The 23,579-nt window shown below is 72.3% G+C and carries 23 protein-coding genes and 1 tRNA gene; 6 read left to right on the top strand and 18 right to left on the bottom strand.

Features of this window, described 5'->3' with window-relative positions; translation table 11 throughout:
* Positions 1-170 precede the first annotated feature (170 nt).
* The 5 genes from CTZ28_RS17730 to CTZ28_RS17710 all read right to left on the bottom strand — a co-directional run bounded on the left by CTZ28_RS17730 (position 171) and on the right by CTZ28_RS17710 (position 5,205).
* On the bottom strand, positions 171-446 hold the full coding sequence (locus CTZ28_RS17730; RefSeq protein WP_121890396.1) for a DUF1876 domain-containing protein: 276 nt from the start codon (positions 444-446) through the stop codon (positions 171-173).
* 79 nt (positions 447-525) lie between these two features.
* Positions 526-1,428: an NAD(P)-dependent oxidoreductase gene (locus CTZ28_RS17725; RefSeq protein ID WP_121890395.1), complete on the bottom strand. Its 903-nt coding sequence runs from the start codon at positions 1,426-1,428 to the stop codon at positions 526-528.
* A gap of 183 nt (positions 1,429-1,611) precedes the next feature.
* Positions 1,612-2,124: a YbaK/EbsC family protein gene (locus CTZ28_RS17720; RefSeq protein WP_121890394.1), complete on the bottom strand. Its 513-nt coding sequence runs from the start codon at positions 2,122-2,124 to the stop codon at positions 1,612-1,614.
* A 134-nt stretch (positions 2,125-2,258) separates the two neighbouring features.
* Entirely contained in the window at positions 2,259-4,481 is a 2,223-nt protein-coding gene (locus CTZ28_RS17715) for an MMPL family transporter (RefSeq protein WP_121890393.1), read from the bottom strand.
* A 124-nt stretch (positions 4,482-4,605) separates the two neighbouring features.
* On the bottom strand, positions 4,606-5,205 hold the full coding sequence (locus tag CTZ28_RS17710; protein ID WP_121890392.1) for a TetR/AcrR family transcriptional regulator: 600 nt from the start codon (positions 5,203-5,205) through the stop codon (positions 4,606-4,608).
* A 155-nt stretch (positions 5,206-5,360) separates the two neighbouring features.
* Between CTZ28_RS17710 and CTZ28_RS17705 the strand changes: the two genes are divergently transcribed.
* Positions 5,361-8,687, top strand: a complete 3,327-nt coding sequence (locus CTZ28_RS17705; RefSeq protein ID WP_121890391.1) for a S41 family peptidase — start codon at positions 5,361-5,363, stop codon at positions 8,685-8,687.
* An 85-nt stretch (positions 8,688-8,772) separates the two neighbouring features.
* Here the strand turns inward: CTZ28_RS17705 and CTZ28_RS17700 are convergent, their stop codons facing one another.
* From CTZ28_RS17700 to CTZ28_RS17685, 4 genes are all read right to left on the bottom strand, one after another.
* Positions 8,773-8,988, bottom strand: a complete 216-nt coding sequence (locus CTZ28_RS17700; RefSeq protein WP_121890390.1) for a hypothetical protein — start codon at positions 8,986-8,988, stop codon at positions 8,773-8,775.
* Between the two features lie 89 nt (positions 8,989-9,077).
* Positions 9,078-9,962, bottom strand: coding sequence for an SDR family oxidoreductase (locus CTZ28_RS17695; protein ID WP_121890389.1), 885 nt, complete (start codon positions 9,960-9,962; stop codon positions 9,078-9,080).
* Positions 9,959-11,011 (bottom strand): alpha/beta fold hydrolase, encoded by a 1,053-nt coding sequence (locus tag CTZ28_RS17690; protein WP_121890388.1) that lies wholly within the window; start codon positions 11,009-11,011, stop codon positions 9,959-9,961. The genes CTZ28_RS17695 and CTZ28_RS17690 overlap by 4 nt, the downstream gene beginning before the upstream one ends.
* Positions 11,008-12,513: a flavin-containing monooxygenase gene (locus CTZ28_RS17685; RefSeq protein ID WP_121890387.1), complete on the bottom strand. Its 1,506-nt coding sequence runs from the start codon at positions 12,511-12,513 to the stop codon at positions 11,008-11,010. The genes CTZ28_RS17690 and CTZ28_RS17685 overlap by 4 nt, the downstream gene beginning before the upstream one ends.
* A gap of 201 nt (positions 12,514-12,714) precedes the next feature.
* On the opposite strand from CTZ28_RS17685, the gene CTZ28_RS17680 reads away from it, so the two are divergent.
* Positions 12,715-13,335: a MerR family transcriptional regulator gene (locus tag CTZ28_RS17680; protein WP_121890587.1), complete on the top strand. Its 621-nt coding sequence runs from the start codon at positions 12,715-12,717 to the stop codon at positions 13,333-13,335.
* 16 nt (positions 13,336-13,351) lie between these two features.
* Here CTZ28_RS17680 and CTZ28_RS17675 read toward each other — a convergent pair whose 3' ends face one another.
* The gene (locus CTZ28_RS17675) at positions 13,352-14,155 is read right to left on the bottom strand and encodes an exodeoxyribonuclease III (protein WP_183154446.1); all 804 of its coding nucleotides are present in this window, start codon (positions 14,153-14,155) and stop codon (positions 13,352-13,354) included.
* A gap of 68 nt (positions 14,156-14,223) precedes the next feature.
* Between CTZ28_RS17675 and CTZ28_RS17670 the strand changes: the two genes are divergently transcribed.
* The 3 genes from CTZ28_RS17670 (at position 14,224) to CTZ28_RS17660 (ending at position 15,820) form a co-directional block, all read left to right on the top strand.
* A complete protein-coding gene (locus tag CTZ28_RS17670; protein WP_121890385.1) occupies positions 14,224-14,700 on the top strand; it encodes a GNAT family N-acetyltransferase in 477 nt (158 codons plus the stop codon).
* A gap of 284 nt (positions 14,701-14,984) precedes the next feature.
* Positions 14,985-15,464, top strand: coding sequence for a hypothetical protein (locus tag CTZ28_RS17665; RefSeq protein WP_121890384.1), 480 nt, complete (start codon positions 14,985-14,987; stop codon positions 15,462-15,464).
* Positions 15,461-15,820, top strand: a complete 360-nt coding sequence (locus CTZ28_RS17660) for a hypothetical protein (protein WP_121890383.1) — start codon at positions 15,461-15,463, stop codon at positions 15,818-15,820. Before CTZ28_RS17665 ends, CTZ28_RS17660 begins: the two co-directional genes overlap by 4 nt.
* A gap of 144 nt (positions 15,821-15,964) precedes the next feature.
* Here the strand turns inward: CTZ28_RS17660 and CTZ28_RS17655 are convergent, their stop codons facing one another.
* The 8 genes from CTZ28_RS17655 to galU form a co-directional block, all read right to left on the bottom strand.
* Complete coding sequence (locus tag CTZ28_RS17655) at positions 15,965-16,630, bottom strand: DUF1707 SHOCT-like domain-containing protein (protein WP_121890382.1); 666 nt, start codon at positions 16,628-16,630, stop codon at positions 15,965-15,967.
* 508 nt (positions 16,631-17,138) lie between these two features.
* Positions 17,139-17,212: transfer RNA gene (locus tag CTZ28_RS17650), tRNA-Ala, on the bottom strand.
* A 99-nt stretch (positions 17,213-17,311) separates the two neighbouring features.
* The gene (sepX, locus tag CTZ28_RS17645; RefSeq protein WP_121890381.1) at positions 17,312-18,547 is read right to left on the bottom strand and encodes a divisome protein SepX/GlpR; all 1,236 of its coding nucleotides are present in this window, start codon (positions 18,545-18,547) and stop codon (positions 17,312-17,314) included.
* Positions 18,548-18,732: 185 nt separating this feature from the next.
* The gene (locus tag CTZ28_RS17640) at positions 18,733-19,401 is read right to left on the bottom strand and encodes a GNAT family N-acetyltransferase (protein WP_121890585.1); all 669 of its coding nucleotides are present in this window, start codon (positions 19,399-19,401) and stop codon (positions 18,733-18,735) included.
* A gap of 20 nt (positions 19,402-19,421) precedes the next feature.
* Complete coding sequence (locus tag CTZ28_RS17635; RefSeq protein ID WP_121890380.1) at positions 19,422-19,970, bottom strand: MogA/MoaB family molybdenum cofactor biosynthesis protein; 549 nt, start codon at positions 19,968-19,970, stop codon at positions 19,422-19,424.
* The gene (gene moaC, locus CTZ28_RS17630) at positions 19,967-20,446 is read right to left on the bottom strand and encodes a cyclic pyranopterin monophosphate synthase MoaC (RefSeq protein WP_121890379.1); all 480 of its coding nucleotides are present in this window, start codon (positions 20,444-20,446) and stop codon (positions 19,967-19,969) included. Before moaC ends, CTZ28_RS17635 begins: the two co-directional genes overlap by 4 nt.
* Before the next feature lie 140 nt (positions 20,447-20,586).
* On the bottom strand, positions 20,587-21,909 hold the full coding sequence (gene glp / locus CTZ28_RS17625) for a molybdotransferase-like divisome protein Glp (RefSeq protein WP_121890378.1): 1,323 nt from the start codon (positions 21,907-21,909) through the stop codon (positions 20,587-20,589).
* A 4-nt stretch (positions 21,910-21,913) separates the two neighbouring features.
* Positions 21,914-22,816 carry a UTP--glucose-1-phosphate uridylyltransferase GalU gene (gene galU, locus CTZ28_RS17620; RefSeq protein ID WP_121890377.1) on the bottom strand — a complete coding sequence of 301 codons (903 nt, stop codon included), beginning with the start codon at positions 22,814-22,816 and terminating at the stop codon, positions 21,914-21,916.
* Between the two features lie 169 nt (positions 22,817-22,985).
* On the opposite strand from galU, the gene CTZ28_RS17615 reads away from it, so the two are divergent.
* Positions 22,986-23,531 carry a 5-formyltetrahydrofolate cyclo-ligase gene (locus tag CTZ28_RS17615; RefSeq protein WP_398656147.1) on the top strand — a complete coding sequence of 182 codons (546 nt, stop codon included), beginning with the start codon at positions 22,986-22,988 and terminating at the stop codon, positions 23,529-23,531.
* The last annotated feature ends 48 nt before the right edge of the window (positions 23,532-23,579 follow it).

Below are 23,579 nucleotides of genomic sequence, written 5' to 3'. Positions count from 1 at the left end.
CGCCATCGTGGCCGGTCGCGCAGTTCCCCGCGCCCCTTTGGGGGCGCTGCCATGCCGCATGACCACAACACACCGCCGCGGCCCTGACGCATTGTCCTTCGGCTGCCGCGCCGTCGTGGCTGGTCGCGCAGTTCCCCGCGCCCCTTCGGGGGCGCTGTCGGGGGGGCTGTTCATACGTTGATTGGGTGTGAGGTTCTTCCTGATGCTGTGTCTATTTCTTCGTGGGCCTTGGACAGGAGTTGCATCGCCAGTTCGTTGAGGGCGCGGGCGCCCGCTATTTCCTCGCCCACCCTCGGCTGATTCGTGTCGGTGCGGTGCCGGCTCGCCTGGCCGTGCGCCCGCACCTCCGTGCCGTCGGGCAAGCGCACCAGCGCCACCGCCCGCGTGTGCTGATCGTCCTCCTGGAACTCCATCTCGACATGCCATCCCACTGCGGTGTGTGTCATCGGGACCACCTCCGGAACCACTGATTCCAGAGTGCGCCCGAGCCACCGCGACGTCACGCCGGGCCCCAGCCGCGCGCCCCTAGGGCTGCTCGGACGTACCCGGCGTCCCGTCGAAGCTCGCGAAGTAGGCGGCGGCCATGTCCTCGTCGCCGTGGCCCTGTGCGGCGGCCCGGGCGAAGCGTTCGGCGGTGGCGGCGGCGACGTCCAGGCGTACGTGGCCGCGCTCCCCCGCCCGCACGATCAGCCGCGCGTCCTTCTCGGCGGTGGCCACCGCGAACTGCGGCGGGGTCAGTTGCCCGTCGAGGATCATCCCGGCCTTGGCCCGCAGGTACCCCATGTCGAGCGGTCCCTCGGCGATCAGGTCGAAGAAGCTCTGCGGGTCGACGCCGAGCGCCTGGGCGAGGGCGACGACCTCGCCGCCGGCCGCGGTGACCGCGAGGACCCAGCTGTTGGCGACCAGCTTGAGCCGGGTCGCGCCGGCCTCGGCCCCGTCCTCGCCGGTCCACACGGTCCGCACGCCGATCGCGTCGAAGACGGGCACGACCGTCGCGCGGTGCTCCTCGGGGCCGGCGGCCAGCACGGTGAGCTGCCCGGACTCGGCGGGCTGCCGGGTGCCGAGGACGGGGGCGTCGTAGAAGACGAGACCGCGCTCGCGGGCGAACCCGGCGAGTTCGGCGACGGAGTCGAGGCCGGCCGTGGTCGACTGCAGCCAGACGGCGCCGGAGCGCAGCGCGGGTGCCGCCTCGCGCATGACCTCCAGGACCGTGTCGCCGTCGTACAGCATGGTCAGCACGGCGTCGGCCCCGTGCACCGCCTCGGCCGGGTCGGCGGCGACATGCGCCCCCTCGGAGGCCAGCGGCTGCGCCTTGTCGCGGGTGCGGTTCCAGACGCGGACGGAGTGTCCGGCGCGGGCGATGTTGCGGGCCATCGCGGCGCCCATGATGCCGGTGCCCAGGACGCTCACGGTGAGGTTGTCGGTCATGCGTGCTCCTGATCTCGGGTGTCCTGCTCGCGGAGTCCCGCTCCGGATGCTGCTCCGGTGCGACATGCGACAGCAGCGCTCCGGACCGGTATCACCGCGGCGATTTTAGGCGGCTTTTCCGCCCAGATCGCGACTATCCCGACGAAAGTGGCCGACGAGGACCGACGCTCGCGGCCGGCGCGGTCAGGAGGTGCGCTCGCGTACATCCACCAGGGTGCCGCCGGCCCGGGCGATCAGCGCCTCGGGGGCCATCGGGAACACGGTGTGCGGGGTACCGGCGGCGGCCCACACGAGGTCGTGCCCGAGCAGCGAGCGGTCGGCGAGCACCCGGGTACGGGTCCGGTGCCCGAAGGGGGGCACGCCGCCGATGGCGTACCCGGTGGTCTCCCGTACGACCTCGGCCTTGGCCCGGGTGACGGCCCCGGCGCCCAGCTCCGCCCGGACCCGCTCGACGTCCACCCGGGACGCCCCGTCCATGAGCACCAGCACGGGCACGTCGTCCGCTGCGAAGATCAGCGACTTGCAGATCTGGCTCAGCTCGCAGCCGATCGCTGCGGCGGCCTCGGCCGCGGTACGGGTAGCGTCCGGGAAGCGCCGGATGCGGGAGTGCAGGTCCCCGAGGCCCAGCTCGTCGAGAGCGGCGGCGAACCGGGGGTGGGCTCCGGAGCCCTCGGCGTCGGTGGCGGCTGTCGTCATGGGGGCACCGTAGCGGGACGGGCGGGCGGCGGGCGGACGATTCCGCCCGCGTCGCCCGGGACACAGAAGGCCGGTGAGGGCAGCCCCGTCCCCACGGTCCCTCACCGGCCGGCTCCTGTGTCAGGCGGTACGCGTCAGGCGCGTACCAGCTCCCGGTCCTCGTCCCGGGGCCGGTCGTCGTCCAGGGCGCGCAGGCCCTCGCCCTCGACGTCCACGTTGGGCAGCAGGCGGTCCAGCCAGCCGGGCAGCCACCAGGCCCGCCTGCCGAGCAGGGCGAGCACCGCCGGCACGATCGCCATGCGCACGATGAAGGCGTCGAAGAGCACGGCGACGGCGAGACCGAAGCCGATCATCTTCACCATCGACTCGCCGGATCCGATGAAGCCGGAGAAGACGGCGATCATGATCACGGCCGCGGCCGTGACGACCCGGGCGCCGTACCGGAAGCCGGTGACCACGGCCTGGCTCGGGTTCTCGCCGTGGACGTACGCCTCCCGCATCCGGGTCACCAGGAACACCTCGTAGTCCATGGCGAGGCCGAAGACCACACCGACCATGAAGATCGGCATCATCGACATGACCGGTCCGGTCTCCTCGACGCCCATCAGGCCGGACAGCCAGCCCCACTGGAAGACCGCGACGACGGCGCCCAGGGCGGCCAGCACGCTCAGCAGGAAGCCGAGGGCCGCCTTCAGCGGCACGAGGACAGAGCGGAAGACCACGATCAGCAGCAGGAACGCGAGGCCGACGACGAGGGTCAGATAGGGCAGCAGCGCGTCGTTCAGCTTCTGCGAGACGTCGATGTTCATCGCCGTCGAGCCGGTGACCAGCACCGTGGCGTCGGTGCTCCGGGTGATGTCGGCGCCGGTGTCCCGGATCGCGTGCACCAGGTCCTCGGTGGTGGTCGAGGACGGCTTGGAGTCCGGGATCACGGTGATGGTCGCGGTGTCGCCGGCCTCGTTGGGCGCGGCCGGGGTCACCGTGACGACGTTCCCGAGGCTCTTGATCCGGTCGCCGACCTCGTCGAAGGCGGCCTTCGGCCGGGCGCTGTCGCGTGCGTCGACGACGACCATCAGCGGGCCGTTGAAGCCGGCCCCGAAGCCCTCGGAGAGCAGGTCGTAGGCGCGGCGCTGGGTCGTGGACGTCGGCTGGGAGCCGTCGTCGGGCAGGCCCAGTTCCAGGGAGGTGGCCGGGACGGCCGCGGCGCCGAGGCCGACGACGCCCAGCAGCAGGACGGCGACCGGGCGGCGCACGACGAAGCTCGCCCAGCGGGTGCCCAGGTTCGGCCGGCCGGCCGACTGCGGGCGCTCGGCCTTGCGCCGGCCGCCGAGCAGCTTGCTCTTCTCACCGGCCGGCTTGACCCGGCGGCCCGCGTACCCGAGCAGCGCCGGGACCATGGTGAGGGCGATCAGGACCGCGACGGCGACCGTGCCGGCGGCCGCGATGCCCATCTTCGTCAGCATCGGGATGTTGACGACGGACAGGCCGACCAGGGCGATCACGACGGTGAGGCCCGCGAAGACCACCGCGGAGCCGGCGGTGCCGACGGCCCGCCCGGCGGCCTCCTCGCGCTCGCGGCCCTCGGCGAGTTCGGCGCGGTAGCGGGAGACGATGAACAGCGCGTAGTCGATGCCGACGGCGAGGCCGATCATCATCGCCAGGATGGAGGTGGTCGAGCCCAGGTCGAGGGCGCTGGCCAGCGCGGTGATGGTGGAGACGCCGATGCCCACGCCGATGAGCGCGGTCAGCAGCGGGAGTCCGGCCGCGAGCAGGGAGCCGAAGGTGATGACGAGGACGACCGCGGCGATCGCGATGCCGATGATCTCGCTGGATCCGGTCTCCGGTGTCGCGTTGAGCGCGTCACCGCCGATCTCGACGGTCAGTCCGGCGTCCCGCGCCCCGTCGGCGGCGTGGTTGAGCGCGTCGCGCGAGGAGTCCTCCAGCTCCATGCCGGAGACCTTGTACTTCACGGACGCGTAGGCGATCGTGCCGTCCTTGCTGACGGCTTTCCCGGTGTACGGGTCGGCGACGGAGGCGACCTCGGCGCCGTCCTCCAGCTCCTGCACCGTCTTCTCGACGGTGGCCTTGATGTCCTTGTCGGTCATCTTCTCGCCGCTCGGCGCCTTGAAAACGACACGGGCGGTCGCGCCGTCGGCGCTCATGCCGGGGAAGCGCTGTTCCAGCAGGTCGAAGGCCTTCTGTGCCTCCGTACCTGGGATGGAGAAGGAGGTGTTGCCGGCGGCGGGGGCGCTTGCCGCGCCGGCACCCGCCAGCGCCAGCAGCGCCACCCAGATCAGGGCGACGAAGTGCCGTCGCCTGAAGGCGAGCCGGCCCAGTTTGTAGAGGAACGTGGCCACGAGGGCGTACTCCCGGTCAGTCGTGGGGTGGTCAGGGCAGGGATGATCAACCCGTGGGGGCAGGGGTGATCGGCCCGACGACGTGAGCGGTGACGTCAGGTGGGGCTGGGGAGGTGCGAGGTGGTCAGTCGGTGGATACGCCGAGGGCGGGGAGGACCACGGCGTCGACGTACGACGTGAGGAATGCCTGGGTCGGTGGCTGCTCCTCGAGCAGCGCGCGAGTGGCGAAGCCGCCGACCATCATGTGCACGAGGAATTCCAGCGCGGGGCAGTCCGGGCGGACCTCGCCGCGTTCGATGGCGCGTTGCAGCACCGCGCGGAGCCCGTGCATCTCGGGATCCAGGAGCTGGTTGCGGAACGCCTCGCGCAGGTCGGGGTTGTGGTGCATGACCATGGCGACGCCCCGCATCAGTGCGGAGTTCCGCTCCATCGTGCAGTCGTCCTCGGCCGCCAGCATGGCGTGCAGATCGCCCCGCAGCGATCCGGTGTCGATCTCTTCGATGCTGAACGGCTTGCCGTGCCGGATGGCCTTCACGACCAGGTCGGCCTTGCCGCCCCACTGGCGGTAGAGGGTGGCCTTGCTGGACCGGGTGCGGGTGGCCACGGCGTCCATGGTGAGGGCGTCGTAGCCGACTTCCCGGAGCAGTTCGAGCACGGCCTCGTACAACTCGGCCTCGCGCTCAGGGGTGATCCGACTGCGACGCGTCGTTGCGACCTCAGCCATACCTCTGCCTTCCCTGCTCCGAACGACACGGTTTCGTACGAGACGAATGTAGCGCACTCTCGCATCGAAACGAAACGGTTTCGTACGTGCGTTGGGTCACGTCCGTCAGTTCCGCATAAGTTGCCCGGTCCCAGGGGCCGGAAAAGCATGGGGAGGTGACCTATCTCCGCCTGCCGCACCTCAGCGGCGACCTGCTGTGTTTCGTGGCCGAGGACGATCTGTGGCTGGCCCCCCTCGACGCCCCCGGCCGCGCCTGGCGGCTCACCGTCGACCGGACCAAGATCGGCCACCCGCGCTTCTCCCCCGACGGCCGCAGGATCGCCTACACGACCTGGCACAGCCTGGTGCCCGAGATCCACCTGGCCGACGTCGACGGCGGACCGGGACGGCAGCTGACGTACTGGGGCAGCGCCGACACCCGGGTGTGCGGGTGGACGCCGCCCGGCGAGGACGGCGAGTCCGACATCCTCGCGGTCGCCTCCCACGGCCAGCCTTTCTCCTACTTCACCTGGGCCTACAAGGTCTCCCCCGACGGCGACCCGGGCCGCAAGCTCCCCTGGGGCCCGGTCTCCGACATCCAGGTCGCCGACCTCGACGACGAGCGCAGAACACTGCTGCTGACCGGCACCCCGCCGCACGAACCCGCCGCCTGGAAGCGGTACCGGGGCGGCGCCACGGGCCGGCTGTGGCTGCACGGGCGGCGGCTGCTCGCCGGCCTCGGCGGTCATCTGGGCTCCCCCCTGTTCGTGGCCGGCCGGATCGCCTTCCTCTCCGACCACGAGGGCGTCGGCAACCTCTACTCGTGCGCGTACGACGGCTCCGACCTGCGCCGCCACTCCGACCACGACGCCTTCTACGCCCGGCACGCCGCCGGCGACGGGACGCGGGTGGTGTACCAGTGCGGGGGCGATCTGTGGCTCGTCGACGACCTGTCCCCGCACGCTGTGCCGCGCCGGCTCGACGTGCGGCTGTCCGGCCCGCGCGCCGGCCGGCGCCGCTACCAGGTCCCGGCCGCCCAGCACGTGGACGGCGTCTCGGTCGACGAGACGGGACGGGCCAGCGCCGTCGTCGTGCGCGGCAGCCTGTACTGGCTCACCCACCGCGACGGCCCGGCCCGCACCATCGCGGACACCCCGGGGGTCCGGGTCCGGCTGCCGGAGATGCTGGGCTCGACCGGGCAGATCGCCTACGTCACGGACGCCGGGGGCGAGGACGGCATCGAGATCGCCCAGCTGCCCCGGGCCAGCGGCGACCGGCCGCCGCGCCGGCCGGCCTCCGGCGGCCTCGGCCGGGTCCTGGAGCTGGTCTCGGACCCGTCGGGCGAACGCCTCGCCGTCGCCGCGCACGACGGACGGCTGCTCCTCGTCGACATCACCGAGGACGCCGCGGACGGCTCCGGGACGCCGTCCGGGACACGCGGGGTCACCGAGCTGATCCGGTCCATCAACGGCCCGGTGAAGGACCTCGCGTTCGCCCCGGACGGGACCTGGCTGACCTGGTCGCACCCGGGCATCGGACGCTCGCTGCGGCAGATCAAGATGGCCCGCGTGCCCGGGACCGGACAGCCGGACCGGCTGATCGTCGACGTCACCGACGGCCGCTTCGAGGACGAGAACCCGGTGTTCACCCGGGACGGCCGCTATCTGGCCTTCCTGTCCTGGCGCGGCTTCGACCCGGTGTACGACGTGCACACCGGGGACCTGTCCTTCCCGCTCGGCTGCCGCCCCTACCTGGTGCCGCTGTCGTCCGCCACCCCCTCCCCCTTCGCGCTGAACCCGGACGGACGCCCCGCGGCCGGCGGCCTTGACCCCCTGGAGGACGAGCCCGGCGACGGCAACGCGGTGACCGTCGAGGTCGAGGGCCTGGAGAGCCGGGTCACCCCCTTCCCGGTGGCCGCCTCCAAGTACTCGGCGCTGCACCCGGTGGCGGGCGGCGGCCTGGTCTGGCTGCGCTGGCCGATCTCGGGCGCGCTGGGCGAGACCTTCGTCAACCCGGCCGACACCAGCGGACGCCCGACCCTGGAGTACTTTCACATCACCAAGGCGAAGAAGTACGAACTCGTCGGCCACCTGGACTGGTTCGCGGTCAGCGGCGACGGCACCCGGCTGGTCGTGGTCGACGAGGGCGAGCTGCGTGCCGTCCCGTCCACCGAGTCCGGCGACGCCGACACCACGGTCTGGATCGATCTGCGCCGCATCCTGCACGAGGTCGACCCGCCCGCCGAGTGGCGCCAGTCCTTCGAGGAGGCGGGCCGGCTCATCCGGGCCTACTTCTGGGACCCGGGGATGTGCGGCATCGACTGGGACGCGGTCCTCGACCAGTACCGGCCGCTGGTCGAACGCGTCACGTCCCCGGACGAGTTCGCGGATCTGCTGCGCGAGGTGCTGGGCGAGCTGGGCACCTCGCACGCCTATGTCACCCCGGCCCGCCGCAACGAGGGCCCGCCCCACTACCAGCGCTACCAGGGCCTGCTCGGCGCCAACTTCGTCTGCCGGGACGGGCACTGGATGGTCCAGCGGATCCTGCCCGGCGACTCGTCCGACTCCCGGGCGCGCTCGCCGCTGGCCGGCACCGGCATCCGGGAGGGCGCCGTGCTCACGCATGTGGACGGGCGGCCGGTGGACCCGGTGGCGGGCCCGTACCCGCTGCTGGCGGGCGCGGGCGGCACGACCGTGGAGCTGACCTTCGCCCACTGCCCCTCCGGCGAGCAGCTCACGCAACTCGCCGGCCCCACCGCGGGCCCGGACGGCCGGTCGCGGCGGGTGGCCGTGGTCCCGCTGATCGACGAACGGCCGCTGCGCTACCAGGACTGGGTGGCCAAACGCCGCGAGGTGGTGCGGGAGTTGAGCGGCGGCCGGTGCGGCTATCTGCACATCCCGGACATGGGCGGCTCCGGCTGGGCCCAGTTCAACCGCGATGTGCGCCTGGAGGTGTCCCGGCCCGCGCTCCTGGTGGACGTGCGCGGCAACGCGGGCGGGCACATCAGCGAACTCGTCGTCGAGAAGCTGACCCGGACGATCCTCGGCTGGGACCTGACGCGCGACGCCCAGCCGGTGTCGTACGCGTCGAACGCGCCGCGCGGCCCGATCGTGGCGCTGGCCGACGAGGCGACCTCCTCCGACGGCGACATGATCACGGCCGCCATCCGGCTGCTGAAGCTGGGCCCGGTGGTCGGGCAGCGCACCTGGGGCGGCGTGGTCGGCATCACCGGGCGGCACCGGCTGGGCGACGGCACGGTGATCACGGTGCCGATGAACGCGGCCTGGTTCGACGCGTACGGCTGGTCCGTGGAGAACCACGGTGTCTCCCCGGACGTGGAGGTCCTGCGCACCCCGCTGGACTGGGCCGAGGGCCGCCACGTCGAGATGGACGAGGCGATCCGGCTGGTCCTGGACCTGCTGGACACCTGGCCCGTGGCGACGCCGCCCGACCACAGCGAGGTCCCGGACCGTTCGCGTCCGAAGCTGCCGCCCCGGCGCTGAGCGGGCCGCCGCCCCGGACAGGGGAAGGGGCGCCCCGCGTCCGGGGCGCCCTTTCCGGGCCGATGGCCGACCGTGGCGTCAGGCGTCAGGCGTCGTAGTCCTGGTCCATGCGGTCGCGCATCTCACGCTCGGGGTCTTGCCCGTCCCGCGTGTTCTGGCGGCCACGCTCGGCCTGCGACTTGCCGGCCTGCGACTTGCCGGACTGCTGCTGCCCGCGCTGGCCGCTCTTCTCACGCGCGTTCTGCTCGGCCTGGTCCCGCATGTTCTTCGCCTTGTCCTGGAACTGGTCCTTGATACCCATGTGGGTTCACTCCCGTGAGGGTGAGGGGTGTTGGGGCCCTCAGTGGGCCCCGACCAGATTCACACGGCCGGACACGGACCGCATGTCGATCAGTCACCGTGCGTAGCGCGCGCCTGTTCGTCGGCCCGGCCGCCCGCGCCGACGAGCCCCGTGCGCATCCCCTGGAGCCGGGGTGCGAACCGCCGCATCTCGCGCTGCCCCACCGTTCCGATCAGCCCCGGCAGCCAGCCGCGCACGCCCTGCATCCCGCGCAGCCACCACTGCCCGTACACCTGGCTCGACCGGCGTTCGATCCCCGCCACGATCCGGTCCACCGCGGGCCCCAGCGGATAGGTCCTGTTGGCCGGCCACGGCAGCCGCTGCCGCAACTCCCGCATGACGTCGTCCTGGTCGGCGCCGCGCACCATGTCCGTGTCGGTCCAGGACAGATACGCCACCCCGACCCGCACACCCTGGACGCCGACCTCGGCGCGCAGGCTGTGCGCGTACGCCTCCACGCCGGACTTGGACGCGCAGTACGCCGTCATCATCGGCGCCGGGGTGAGCGCGGCGAGCGAGGCGATCTGCAGCAGATAGCCGCGGCTCTCGGTGAGCACCGGCAGGAACGCGCGGGCCGTCACCGCCGAGCCGATCAGATTGACCTCGATCACCCGCCGCCAGGCGTCCGGATCGGAGTCGGCGAAGGGGCCGCCGGTGGCGACGCCCGCGTTGGCGACGACGATGTCGACCTTGCCGAAGCGGTCCTTGACCTCGCCGGCGACGCGGGTCATCGCCGCGTGGTCGGTGACGTCGGCGTACCAGTGGCCGCCGGCGCCGTGCAGCCGCCCGGCGGCCTCCTTGAGCGCGTCGGCCTCCAGCCCGACCAGCGCCACCTGCGCGCCGCGCGCGGACAGTCTGCGGGCGAGCAACTCGCCGACGCCGCGCGCCGCTCCGGTGACGACGGCGACCTGCCCTTCGAGACCGACCCTGCTCATGCGCCCTCCTTGGCGTGCGCGTCCGCGCCGTCCACGCCGTCCACGCCGCTCTCGGCGCCCACCGTGTCCACGGCGCCTGTCGTGCCCTCGGCGTCCGTCGTGTCCTTCGTGTTCGTCGTGTCCGTCGTGTCCGTCGTGTCCTTCGTCCGCCCGACGTACGTCGTGACGAGCTCCCGGATCCGCCCGCTGACCAGGTCGGGGGCCTCCACCGGGGTCATGTGCCCGAGGCCGGGCAGTTCGGTCAGGCCGACGCAGAGCGGCAGCGCGGCGGCGATGGCCCGCGCGTGCACCGGCGGGGTGAGCCGGTCGGCGCTCCCCGCGACCACCGCCGTCGGCACCGCCAACTCCCGTACCCCGTCGTCGAGATCGAGCCGCTCCAGCACCCGCGACCAGGCGTGCCGGGCGCCGCGCGGGCAGGCGTGCACGATCCGCGCGCACGCCTCCACCATGTGCGGGGCGGAACCGGCGCCCATCGTGGCGTACTTGAGGATCCGCCGGGCCATCGGCGTGACCGGACCCAGCGGGGCGCGCGAGCCCAGGATGCGCGCCGTCAGCCAGGTACGCCCGCGCCCGGCGCGCATCGGTACCACGCGCGCCTCGGCGACCAGCCGCGAACTGCCCGTGCTGCACAGCAGTACGGCGGCGGCGTGCGCACGGAAGCGGGGCCGTGCGGACGCCGCCAGCACGGTCATGCCGCCCATGGAGTGCCCCGCGACGACGGCCCGTTCGCCGGGCGCGAGCGTGTGGGCGAGCACCGCCTCCAGGTCGTCCGCCAGCGCCCGGGTCGAGCACACGGGGTGCGCCGGGCTGCGCCCGTGGCCCCGCTGGTCGTACGCGATGACCCGGTGGTCCACCGCCAGGTCCCGGATCTGCGCCGCCCAGAACGCGGTCGAGCAGGTCCAGCCGTGCGCGAGGACGACCGACGGCGCGTCACCGGGGCCGTGCACCTCGGCGTGCAGCCGCGCGCCGTCGGCGGAGACGACCGTCAGTTCCCGGGCGGGTACGGGCGGCGCGTAGGGGCCCGCGGTCAGCTGCGTCAGCCGGCTCACGCCGCCACCTCCGCCGGGGCGTTCACGCGGGCGGGTACCCGCAGCACCTGGTACTCGGCGAGGTCCACCCGCCGGGTGGCCCGCCGGAACTCCGTGGTCGTACCGGGCCAGACAGTGGTGTTGCGGCCGCTCGCGTCCAGGTACCAACTGGTGCAGCCGCCGGTGTTCCACACCGTGCGCTTCAGCCGCTCCTGGACCCGCTCGTTCCAGCCGCGCACCGCGCCGGGGCGGGCGTCGAGGGCGGCCCGGCCGCCGAGTACGTCGAGCTGCCGCAGGAAGTCGGCCAGGTAGTTCAGCTGGGACTCGATGATCAGGACCATGGAGGAGTTCCCCAGGCCGGTGTTGGGCCCGATGATCGTCATCCAGTTGGGGAAGCCGGGCACGGAGGCCCCGCGCAGCGCCTGCATGCCGTCCTTCCAGGACTCCGCGAGGGTCTGGCCCGCCGCCCCGACGACCCGTTCGGCGATCGGCATGTCGGTGACGTGGAAGCCGGTGCCGAAGACGATCGCGTCGACCTCGGCCTCGCTGCCGTCGGCGGCGACCACCGTCGAACCCCTGACCTCGCTCAGCCCACTGGCCACCACGTCGACATTCGGCCGGGCGAGGGCCGGATAGTAGGAACTGGACAGCAGGATCCGCTTGCAGCCGATCCGGTAGTCGGGCGTGAGCTTGGCGCGCAGCACGGGGTCCTTGACGGCGCGCGCGATGTTGCGCCTGGCGAGCCACTCGACCGGGCCGAGTTCGCCCGGGTGCCTGGTGAAGGCCTGCACCTGCAACTCCCGGATGCTCCACAGCAGTCCGCGCCGGGCCTGGACGGTGAACGGGAACCGCCGGTGCAGCCGGCGCTCGGCGCCGCTGATGGCCCGGTCGGCGCGCGGCATCACCCATGCCGGGGTGCGCTGGAAGAGGGTGAGCCGGGAGACGAGCGGCTGGACGGACGGCACGATCTGGATGGCGGAGGCGCCCGTGCCGACCACGGCGACGCGCCGGCCGCGCAGGTCGTAGCCGTGGTCCCAGCGCGCCGAGTGGAAGACCCGGCCCGGGAAGGAGTCGAGGCCCGGGATCTCCGGGATCCTGGGGTCGGACAGCGGCCCGGTGGCGGAGACGACGACGTCGGCGGAGAGCGGGCCGCTGCTGGTCTCGATCTGCCAGCGCAGCCGCTGCGCGTCCCAGGTCATCCTCTTCACCTCGGAGTCGAGGCGCAGGTGCGGGCGGAGCCGGAAGGTGTCGGTGACGTGCTCCAGGTAGGCCCGGATGTGCCCCTGCCCGGAGAAGGCGCGCGGCCACTCGGGGTTGGGCGCGAAGGAGAAGGAGTACAGGTGGGACGGTACGTCGCAGGCGCACCCGGGGTAGTCGTTGTCCCGCCACGTGCCGCCGACGCTGTCCGCCCGTTCCAGGACGACGAAGTCGGTGATCCCCTCACGGCGCAGCCGCACGGCCGCGCCCAGCCCGCCGAATCCGGACCCGATCACCGCCACCCGTACATGCTTGTGCTCGGCCATCCCGCAGCCTCCAGGCATCGCACTGAATTACGCCAGTGAACACTGGCGCAATGGGAGGGTAGGGCAGCCGCGTACTGCTGGATAGGGGGCGGGAGAAGGAAAGTTACCGACGGTACGCCATAGGCTGCACAGGTGACAGCAGACGGTGGACGAGGCGACGGGAACGGCGGCGACCTGCACGCCGGCCCCCGCGAGTACCGCATGGAGGAACTGGCCCGGCTGGCCGGCATCACGGTGCGCACCCTGCGCTTCTACCGCGAACGCAAGCTGCTCCCGCCGCCCCGCCGCGAGGGCCGTATCGCCTGGTACGACGACCACCACCTGGCCCGGCTGCGCACCGTCTCGGCACTGCTGGAGCGCGGCCACACCCTGAGCGGCATCGCCGAACTGGCGGAAGCCTTCGACCACGGCCGGGACGTCGCCGACCTGCTCGGCGTCGAGGGCCCCAGCGAGGAGGAGCCGGTCCGCCTCACCCCCGAGGAACTCGCCGCCCGCTTCGAGGGCGAGGTCACCCCGGAGAACCTGGCCGCCGCCCTCGAACTGGGCTACCTGGGCACCGACGGCGACGAGATCGTGCACATCAGCCGCCGCCTGCTGGACGTGTCGTCCGCGCTGGTCCGCGAGGGCATCCCGCTCGCGGACGTGCTGACCGCGGCCGGGCGGGTACGCGAACACGCCGACGCGCTGGCCGACATGTTCGCCGAACTGGTCCTGCGCCACGCCCCCGAGGACGACATCGACCGCCTGCGCCCCCTGGCCCGCAGCATCCTGGAAGCAGAATTCTCCCTGGCCCTGGACAGACGCCTGCACAAACGGGGCTGACGGGGGCGCGGCCGCGCTAGAGGTCGTAGACGACCGTCACCGGCGCATGGTCCGACCAGCGCTCAGCGTGCGTGGCCGCCCGCTCCACGCAGCCCTTGACGGCCTTGCCCCCGAGCCCCGGCGTCGCGACGTGGTAGTCGATGCGCCATCCTGAATCGTTGTCAAAGGCGCGCCCCCGGTACGACCACCAGGAGTACGGCCCCTCGGTGTCCGGGTGCAGGGCGCGGACGACGTCGACGTAGCCGCCGTCCTCGGCCGCGAACACCCGGGTGAGCCACTCGCGTTCCTCCGGCAGGAAGCCGGAGTTCTTGGTGTTGCCGCGCCAGTTCTTGAGGTCGGCGTTCTGGTGGGCGATGTTCCAGTCGCCGCAGACGACGACCTCACGGCCGTCGGCGGCGGCCCGGACGCGCAGTTGCTTCAGGTGGGCGAGGAACTCGTCCATGAAGCGGACCTTCTCGTCCTGCCGTTCGGTGCCCACCTCCCCTGAGGGGAGGTAGAGGGAGGCGACGGTGACCCCGGGCAGGTCGGCCTCGACGTACCGTCCGCTCGCGTCGAACTCGGCCGAGCCGAACCCGACCTGGACGCGGTCGGGTTCGCGCCGGGTGTACAGGGAGACGCCCGCGCGCCCCTTGGCGGCGGCCGGGGCGTGCACGACATGCCAGCCGTCCGGCTGCCGCACCCCCTCGGGCAGCTGCTGCGGCTCGGCGCGCACCTCCTGCAGACAGAGCACGTCCGCCGAGGTCTCGGCGAGCCACTCCACGAAGCCCTTCTTCGCGGCGGCCCGCAGTCCGTTCACATTCACAGAGGTCACAGTCAGCACCAGGGCACGATACCGGCACACTGGACGAGATCCCGTTCCGCCGCCCGCATAGAAGTACGATGCCCAGTATGAATATACACCCCGTCCCCTTCGACCATCCCGACGCCCTCAAGCTCAATGACGAGGTCCAGGCCGAGTACCACCTGCGCTACGGCGACGGCGGCGACGCCACGGCCCTGGACGCGTCGGACTTCACCCCGCCGAGGGGCGTGTACCTGATCGCCTACGACGAGAACGACCGGCCCGTGGCCACCGGCGGCTGGCGCAGCCAGGACGAGAACGGCGAGGGTAACGAGGACGGCGACGCCGAACTCAAGCGCATGTTCGTGATCGAGGAGATGCGCGGTCGCGGCCTGGCCCGCCGCCTGCTGACCACCCTGGAGGACGACGCACGCGCGGCCGGCCGCAGCCGCATGGTCCTGGAGACAGGCACCAAGCAGCCGGAGGCCATCGCCCTGTACGTCTCCAGCGGCTATGAGCCGTGCGCCAAGTTCGGCTACTACCGCCACCACGACTCAAGCCTCTGCTACGCGAAGCCCCTGTAGACAGCCGAAGCCCCAGCCGGCCACTCCGACTGGGGCTCCATGCTGCGTGGGGAGCGATCGATCCCCGGCAGTGGATCGCTGTGGGCTACAGCCCCAGCCGCGTACATGACGGAGTACGCGGCAGCGTGGGAACCCCACCGTCGCCGACGACGCCCCTCAGACTCCGGACACGACCACGGCAAAGCGCCACCCCGAGGAAGCCCGCTGCATGCGTGGCAGGTCCACTGCTCTTCCCCTCTTCTGGGTGATGGCGCCGGGATAGCTTTCGAAGTAGTTTCAAAGTCATGGGTCCCGAAAGCGCCGCCGTGAACTTCTCCGAGCTGGTGAACAAGAACAAACAGACGCTGGCCCGGCTCCAGGAATCGCCGAGACTGCTCCTGCACCGCAGGGACGGCGAGGATCTGGTCCTCACCACCGCAGCGCGGGCCGAGCAGGACCAGACGGTGGTGTCGGCGGCCACCCGGATGCTGGCGGCGATGGCGCGCCGGGAGCCCGGCAGCATGGAACTGCTCCTCGACATACTGCCGGAGGCATTCCCGTGGGTTCATTTCCTGCCCGAGCCCGATCTCCACGCCTTCGCCGTCGAACTGGTCGACACCATGCGGGCCGCCGACTCAGTCGGCAACAGCGCCTCCGTCGCCCAGTTGCTCATCGCCTGGCAACACACCGCCGAGGTCTACTCCGACCCTGAACTGCTGGCCGCACTGACCCAGGACCACGGCGAGGACTACGGCCCGGTACCAGACCCTCGGAACGTCACATGACCGCGGGCCGCGGCGACCGCGCCGCACCCCCGGCACCCGACGGCCACTGGGAGGTCCGCTTCGCCGACGCGGCCTCGGCCAAGGGCTGGGAGAGCCTCGCCCAGCAGGCCCGCGAGAACACCTACCGCGCATGGATCACCATGCGCACCTCCCCCAGACCGGCCGGCGAGACGCCCCGACACCACCGCCTCAAGGGCAGCCTGGCGCATGGGACCCACCGCGGACAGACCTGCGAGCAATGGCAGATCGAGGTGACCGGCAGCGGCCGCATCTGGTACCTCCTGGACACCGCCCACGAGACCTGCTGGATCACCTTCGCAGGGACCGGGCACCCGCGAGCCACGGACCGCCGCTGAGCCATTGGTTTCGGTGAGGCTGGATCGCCAGGCACGGGACGCGCAGTCCGTACGCGTGGACGAAGGCGTTGGGCTCGGTGGCCCTGGCGTTCAAGCACATGTGGGGGCGGCGGTGCATGCGTGCGACGGTCCACGACGATGGAGTCAGCCTGCAGAAGGGGACGCGGGCCTGCGCAGCAGCCAGTGCCAGAACGTCCGACGCGGGGGCCGGACCACCACCCTGCCGTGTGCCTTCTGACCGACCAACTCCACTCGCAGAGTGGTCTGTACGTCCGGGGGCGTCCGGGAGCGGCGGTGTCGGAGCTTGCAGTGGACCAGGGTCAGACCGTCGACATCGACTTCGACGCCCGGCCTCGTGACCAGCGTCAGGCTCTTCCCCGCCATGGCCACGTCGATCCGCAGGGTGTCCTGCGTGATCACGGCCTCGGTGAAGTCGAGCGTCACGTCGCACCAGGTCACCGCGAGCTCCAGCCGCCGCGGCAGCACCCAACGGCCCGTCCGCTCGACCGCACCGCTGAACACCTGCTCGATCCGGACGAGGTCCTTGACCTCTGCGGCCTCTGCCGCGATACCGTCCGCGGCGATCGACACGGCCGGCAGGTCGGCGGTGAGCAAGGCCAGTTCGCTCAGAGTCCGCGCCGACAGGGCGGCTTCCAGGCGCTCGTCCAACTCGTCCGCGGTCAGCAGGCCGTCCCCCGCCGCGATACGCAGCACATCCACCACCCGGTCCCGGTCCGCGTGAGAGGCCCGCAGCTCGGGCGCCGAGCCGGGGCCGGGGCGCTTTCCGGTGGGCGAAACGTCTCCCGACATGCTTCCGTCCTGGTCCTGTCGAACGTCTCCGCGCGGCGCAGGCAGCGGCGCGAACAGAAGACTAACGCTATATCGCGACATGGACCCCGGCTGGGCCCCATCGCGGAGGGGCAATGGATGGTCAGCGTCGATTCACGGCATGCGGCATCCATCATGCCGAGGCCCGGTCGGGACAACAACCGCACCCCAGAGGCCAGTTCAGCGCGTCCAGGAAGCGCAGAACCTTCACGAACGGTTTTGCGAGGGAGCGTTGAGCGGTTGGAACATTGCGGACTGCGGCGTTCACGGTCAGCTCTGAACTTGAGCCGAGCCGCCGTCCCCTGGATGCATCGCCGCATCCGCAGAAGCCTGTGCCAGCCCGCCGACCCAGCCCCCGCCGAGGACCTCTGCCAGCCATCACCCCGAGCAGGCTCGAACAAGCCCCAGGAACGACAAAGATCCCGACCGATCTTGATGATCGGCGGGATCTCGTCAACCGCTCCTGAGCGAACTCAAGGACGGTCGTGCGTGGACCTGAGGGGATTCGAACCCCTGGCCCCCTCGATGCGAACGAGGTGCGCTACCGGACTGCGCCACAGGCCCTTGCAACGAGTGAAACTTTAGCATCCCCGTCGGGGTGCTTGGAAATCCGTTCCCGGACTGGTCAGGGGCCGGGTTTCCGGGACCGCCGCGCGCCCGCCGTCACTCGTTGGCCGCGCGCGGCCGGTCGCCGTCCTCGTACTGGTCGAACAGCGGGGTGCGCCCGCGCTCGCGTGCGCGGCGGGCGGAGGCGGCCCGGCGCGCGTCACTGCGCCCGTCCGCCGCCGGCTTGTCCTCCGCGGCGGGCGCCGGCTCCTCGGCCGCCGCGTCGGGCGCGGCCCGCTCCGTCTCCTGCTCGGGCTCGGGGACCAAGGAGCTGGAGCGCGCGGAGCTCCACGCGTCGGGCGCCGCCAGGTCCACGTCGGACGTGGCCCGGGGCGCGACCGGCGCGGTCACATACGTGGGCAGCGGCACCGGCACCGGGTCCCAGCTGTCACCGTGCCCGGGGCGCCGCTGCCGCTCACGCTGCTGGTCGACCCATTCGGCGTGGTCGGTCTGCTCGACGAGGGCACGTCGGTCGGCGGCGAGCGCGGAGAGCCCGGGGTCGGTCTCCGGTTCTGGTCCCTCGTCCGGTTCGTCGGCGGCGGCGCCCGGGTCCAGGGGCGCGCGCCGGCGCGGCTGGCGCTCCCTGAGCCGCTGCGCCGCGACCTCGGCCCGGCGCCGGTCCATGTGGTAGGCGAACCGGCGGCGTTCCTGGGTGCGCAGATACGCGATGTACACGCTGAGCAGGACGGCGGGCACGCCGGGCGCCCACAGGAAGGCGAGCCCCCCGACGGCGGCGACGATCGCGCCGAGCGTGAAGGCGAGGAAGAGCAGCACCGTGGTGCGCCGACGGCGCGCAAGCACCTTCGAGCGCCGGGCGCGCGCCGCGGCGGCCTGCGCCGAGGGGGCGCGCCGCGCGGCCGGGACGCCCTGCTGCGCGGACGCGGCCGGGGACTTGGCCGCCGGTACGGCCGGGGACCTGACCGCCTGTGCGGAAGGGGAGTTGGCCGCGGGGGCGGCCGGGGTCCTGGCCACGGGGGCGGACACCTCCGGTTCGGCCTCCGCGCGCGCCGGGCGGCGCGACGGAGGCATGGCGAAGGCCCGGACGTCCACCGAGTCGGTGGCGGCGCCGGGTGCGTCGGTGTCGGGCTCCCCCTCGCGGGCGGAGCGCGACCGCAGGTCCTTGGCGTATCGGCGCTCCATCCCCGCCCGTCCGGACAGCAGCCGGATGGCGGTACTGAAGCGTTCCGTCGGACGGGCCTCGTTCAGCTCGTCCTGCCTACGGAGCCACATCGGCACCAAGTAGGCGGCCCAGGCCCCGACAATGACTGCGTAGATGAGGCCGCTGCTGCTCACGCCTCACACGGTAGAGGGGTTTGCGTGAGGCCATCTGCCAATTGGGCCGGTGTGTCGCGCGATCCAGCTGATATTTCCAGCTTTTTTTGCGACCGATGCGATCAACAGACCGCCGTTGCCGCGAATTCAATGCCCCGAGTCGGTCATCCGCCGATCAATTTCGAACATACATTCAATTTCCGGGGCTACGCGGGATTCCCCGGAGTGTTCTGCGGATTCCAGGGGGCGCTCCGGCCGCTCGGCGCGCTCCCGTTGTCCGTCGTCTGCCGGGAGCGTGCCCGCTGCCAGCGCGCGAGCAGCCCTTCGGGCACCTCCTCCGCGGTGAGCGCGAAGACGAGATGGTCGCGCCAGGCCCCGTCGATGTGCAGATAACGCGGCCGCAGCCCCTCCTCACGGAATCCCAGTTTCTCCACGACCCGGCGGCTGGGCCGGTTCTCGGGGCGAATGCAGACCTCGATGCGGTGCAGACCGACGGTGCGGAAACAGTGGTCCGTCACGAGCGCCACGGCCGTCGGCATCACACCGCGGCCGGCCACCGCCTCGTCCACCCAGTAACCGATGTGTCCCGAGCACATGGATCCCCAGGTGATCCCGGCGACGGTCAACTGCCCCACCAGCCGCCCCTGGTACTCGATGACGAAGGGCAGCATCCGGCCCGCGTTCGCCTCGGACCGCAGATGCCGGACCATCTGGCGGTAGGTCGGCCGGTGGGTGATCGGCCCGCTGGGCGTGGGCGGCGGAATGGTCGCCTCCCAGGGGCGCAGCCAGTCCCGGTTGCGCCGGTTCACCTCGCGCCAGGTGCGCTGGTCGCGCAGCCTTATCGGCCGGAGGACGACATCGCCGTCCGACAGCACCACGGGCCAGGATGGGCTGTTCAGCTGGCACCCCCGAGGTGTCCGGAACGGTCGTGGCCGGCCGGCGGGGGCGCCGCGTCCGGCCGGGGGTGGTCGCCGCCGCGGAGCTGGTCGACGGCGTGGCCGAGCAGCGGCTCCAGGACGGCCAGGCCGTCCTTCACCCCGCCGCTGGACCCGGGCAGATTGACGATCAGTGTCCGGCCCGCCACTCCGGCCAGCCCCCGGGAGAGCGCCGCGGTCGGCACCTTCTGACGGCCGAACGCCCGCACGGCCTCCGCGATGCCCGGCACCTCGTGGTCGATGACCTCGCGGGTGGCCTCAGGAGTGCGGTCGGTGGGCGAGATGCCGGTGCCTCCGGTGGTGACGACGACGTCGTAGCCCGCGTCGACCGCGGCGCGCAGGGCGGCGGCCACCGGGTCCCCGTCGGGGACCACCTGCGGGCCCTCGACGGCGAAGCCGAGCCGCTTCAGCCCGTCGGCGACCAGCGGGCCGCCCTTGTCCTCGTAGACACCGGCGGCGGCACGGTTGGAGGCCGTGACGACCAGCGCGCGATAGGCCCCGGCGGTCACGTCCGGCTCCAGTCGCCGGACTTGCCGCCCGTCTTCTCCTCCACGCGTACGTCCGTGATGACCGCTCCCTTGTCGACCGCCTTGACCATGTCGATCACGGTGAGGGCGGCCACCGACACCGCGGTGAGGGCCTCCATCTCGACGCCCGTGCGGTCCGTCGTCTTCACGGTGGCCACGATCTCGACGGCGTCGTCCGCGACCGACAGGTCCAGTTTCACACCGGACACCGACAACGGGTGGCACAGCGGGATCAGGTCAGGGGTGCGTTTGGCGCCCATGATGCCCGCGATGCGCGCGGTGGCCAGGGCGTCGCCCTTGGGGACTCCCTCACCGCGCAGCAGCTCGATCACCCGGGGCGTGACGAGGACGCGGCCGCTGGCGCGGGCGGTGCGCGCGGTCACGTCCTTCCCGGATACGTCGACCATGCGGGCCGCGCCCGCGTCGTCGAGGTGCGTCAGTCGGTCCTGCGTACTCATGCTGTGTGGCGCTCCCGGTCGGTGCCCGTCGCGGTGCGGCGCACGGGTGTGTCGTGCGCGATACGGTACCGCCAACTCGGGGTGCGCACCGGAGCAGGACCGGGGTGCCGGGCCGCCCGGCCGCGCGGTGCCGGGCCCGCTCAGCGGAGCAGGACCGTCTCGACCTCGGTTCCGGGTTCGACGGACTCCACGTCCTCGGGGACGACGATCAGCGCGTCGGCGTGCGCCAGGGCTGCGATCAGATGGGATCCGGCGCCGCCCACCGGCGTCACCTCGCCGTCGGCGTAGGTGCCCCGGAGGAACTGTCTGCGGCCCTTGGGGGAGCTCAGCGGCGCGTCCGCCGTGAGGGTCGCCCGGATCCGCGGCCGGTGCACGTCGGCCAGCCCCATCAGGGCGCGGATGGCGGGGCGGACGAACAGCTCGAAGGAGACGTACGACGACACGGGGTTGCCGGGCAGGGCCAGCAGCGGCGTGTGCTCGGGGCCGACGGAGCCGAAGCCCTGGGGCTTGCCGGGCTGCATGGCCAGCTTGCGGAACTCGACGCCGCCGCCCGCCTCGTCCGCGTCGCCCACGTCCGACAGCGCCTCCTTGACGACGTCGTACGCCCCGACGCTGACGCCGCCCGTGGTGACCAGCAGATCGGCGCGGATCAGCTGGTCCTCGATCGTGGAGCGCAGTGTCACGGCGTCGTCGGCGACGGCGCCCACCCGGTAGGCGATGGCCCCGGCGTCGCGGGCGGCAGCGGTGAGGGCGAAGCTGTTGGAGTCGTAGATCTGGCCGCCGCCGAGCGGTTCGTCGGGCTGGACGAGTTCACTGCCGGTGGACATGACGACCACGCGCGGGCGCGGGCGGACGCGTACCGTGCCGCGGCCGATGGCGGCCAGCAGACCGATCTGCGACGGGCCGAGGACCGTGCCGGCCTCCAGGGCGCGGTCACCGGCCCGCACGTCGCTGCCCCTCGCGCGCACATGCGCGCGGGGCTCGACGGAGCGGTGCACGCGCACGTGCCCCGCGGCGCCCTCCGGGGCCAGGCTGCGGGCGTGCATCCCGGTCACCGGGCCCTCGCCGAGGCCCCCGTCGGTCCACTCCACGGGTACGACGGCCTCCGCGCCGGGCGGCAGCGGGGCGCCGGTCATGATGCGGGCGGCCTGGCCGGGGCCGACCCGGACCGGATCGGCCGTGCCGGCCGCGATGTCCCCGACGACCTCCAGGACGGCGGGGAACTCCTCGCTCGCGCCCGCGACGTCCGTGACCCGCACCGCGTACCCGTCCATGGAACTGTTGTCGAACGGCGGCAGCGCGACCGGCACCGTGACGTCCTCGACGAGAACACAGCCCTGGGCGTCCAGGAGTTGCAGCTCGATGGGCTCCAGGGGGTGGACGGTGGTGAGGATGTCCTCCAGGTGCTCGTCCACCGACCACAGGTGGTCCGGGTCGGCGGGGCGGGGCGCGGCGCTGGTCAAATCGCTACATCTCCTCGGCTACGTAACTGCGAAGCCAGGTCCGGAAGTCCGGGCCCAGGTCTTCACGTTCGCATGCGAGTCTGACAATGGCACGCAGGTAGTCGCCACGGTCGCCGGTGTCGTAGCGGCGGCCCTTGAAGACGACGCCGTGCACGGGGCCGCCGACCTTCTCGTCCTGGGCGAGCTGCTGGAGGGCGTCGGTCAGCTGGATCTCGCCGCCGCGGCCCGGCTCGGTCTGCCGGAGTATGCCGAAGACGTGCGGGTCGAGGACGTAGCGGCCGATGACCGCGTAGTGCGACGGCGCGTCCGCCGCGTCCGGCTTCTCGACCAGGCCGGTGACCCTGACGACGTCGCCGTCCGCGGTGGTCTCGACGGCCGCGCACCCGTAGAGGTGGATCTGCTCGGGCGCGACCTCCATGAGGGCGATCACGCTGCCGCCGTGCCGCTCCTGGACCTCGATCATGCGCTGGAGCAGGGGGTCGCGCGGGTCGATCAGGTCGTCGCCGAGCAGCACGGCGAAGGGCTCGTGGCCGACGTGCGGAGCCGCGCACAGCACGGCGTGACCGAGCCCCTTCGGGTCGCCCTGGCGCACGTAGTGCATGGTCGCGAGGTCGCTGGACTCCTGGACCTTGGCGAGCCGTTCGGCGTCGCCCTTCTTCTGCAGGGCGGACTCCAGCTCGTAGTTGCGGTCGAAGTGGTCCTCCAGGGGACGCTTGTTGCGCCCCGTGATCATGAGGACATCGTCGAGCCCCGCCGACACGGCCTCCTCGACCACGTACTGGATCGCCGGCTTGTCCACGACCGGCAGCATCTCCTTGGGAGTGGCCTTGGTGGCCGGCAGGAACCGGGTACCGAGGCCTGCTGCGGGGATGACAGCCTTGCTGATCCTGGGGTGCGACTGAGTCATGCGCGCAACCTTATCCGGTGCCTTTGTAAGGAATCCGTGGCTCCGGTTAATTCGCTCTCATATGAGCACATTGAGAAGGATGCGAGAACGATCCGTGGAACACGAGGGACGTACGGCCGAGCCTGACAAGCGCACGTTGCGGCGAGAGCTCCTCACGGTGAGGAACAGGTTGACGGCGGATGACGTCAGGGAGGCCGGAGCCGCGCTGGCCGAGCGCGCGCTGGAGCTGCCCGAGCTGGCCGGGGCGCGCACGGTGGCGGCGTACGTCTCCGTCGAGACCGAGCCCGGCACCCTGGCGCTGCTGGCCGCGCTGCACGCGCGGGGCGTACGCGTCCTGCTGCCCGCGCTGCTGCCGGACCAGGACCTGGACTGGGGCGCGTACGCCGGGGAGGGCTCCCTCACGCTGGTCCGGCACGGCGGACGGATGGCGCTGTTCGAGCCCGCGGGGGACCGGCTGGGCCCGGACGCCGTGACGACCGCCGACGTCGTGCTGCTGCCCGGCCTCGCGGTGGACGCGCACGGCATGCGCCTGGGCCGCGGCGGGGGCTCGTACGACCGTGTGCTGGCCCGCCTGGAGCGCGCGGACGCGCACCCGGCCCTGGTGGTGCTCCTCTACGACACGGAGATCGTCGAGCACCTCCCGGCACACCCGCACGACCGCCCGGTACACGCCGCCGTGACACCCTCGGGCGTGCGCCGATTCACACGCGCCTGACAGCGGACCGGCCGGACAGACGACGTCGAGCGTCTCCCCACACAGCCG

The organism is Streptomyces shenzhenensis, from assembly GCF_003688995.1.
GTDB lineage: Bacteria > Actinomycetota > Actinomycetes > Streptomycetales > Streptomycetaceae > Streptomyces > Streptomyces shenzhenensis_A.
This window is presented reverse-complemented; position numbering and strand designations above follow the sequence as displayed.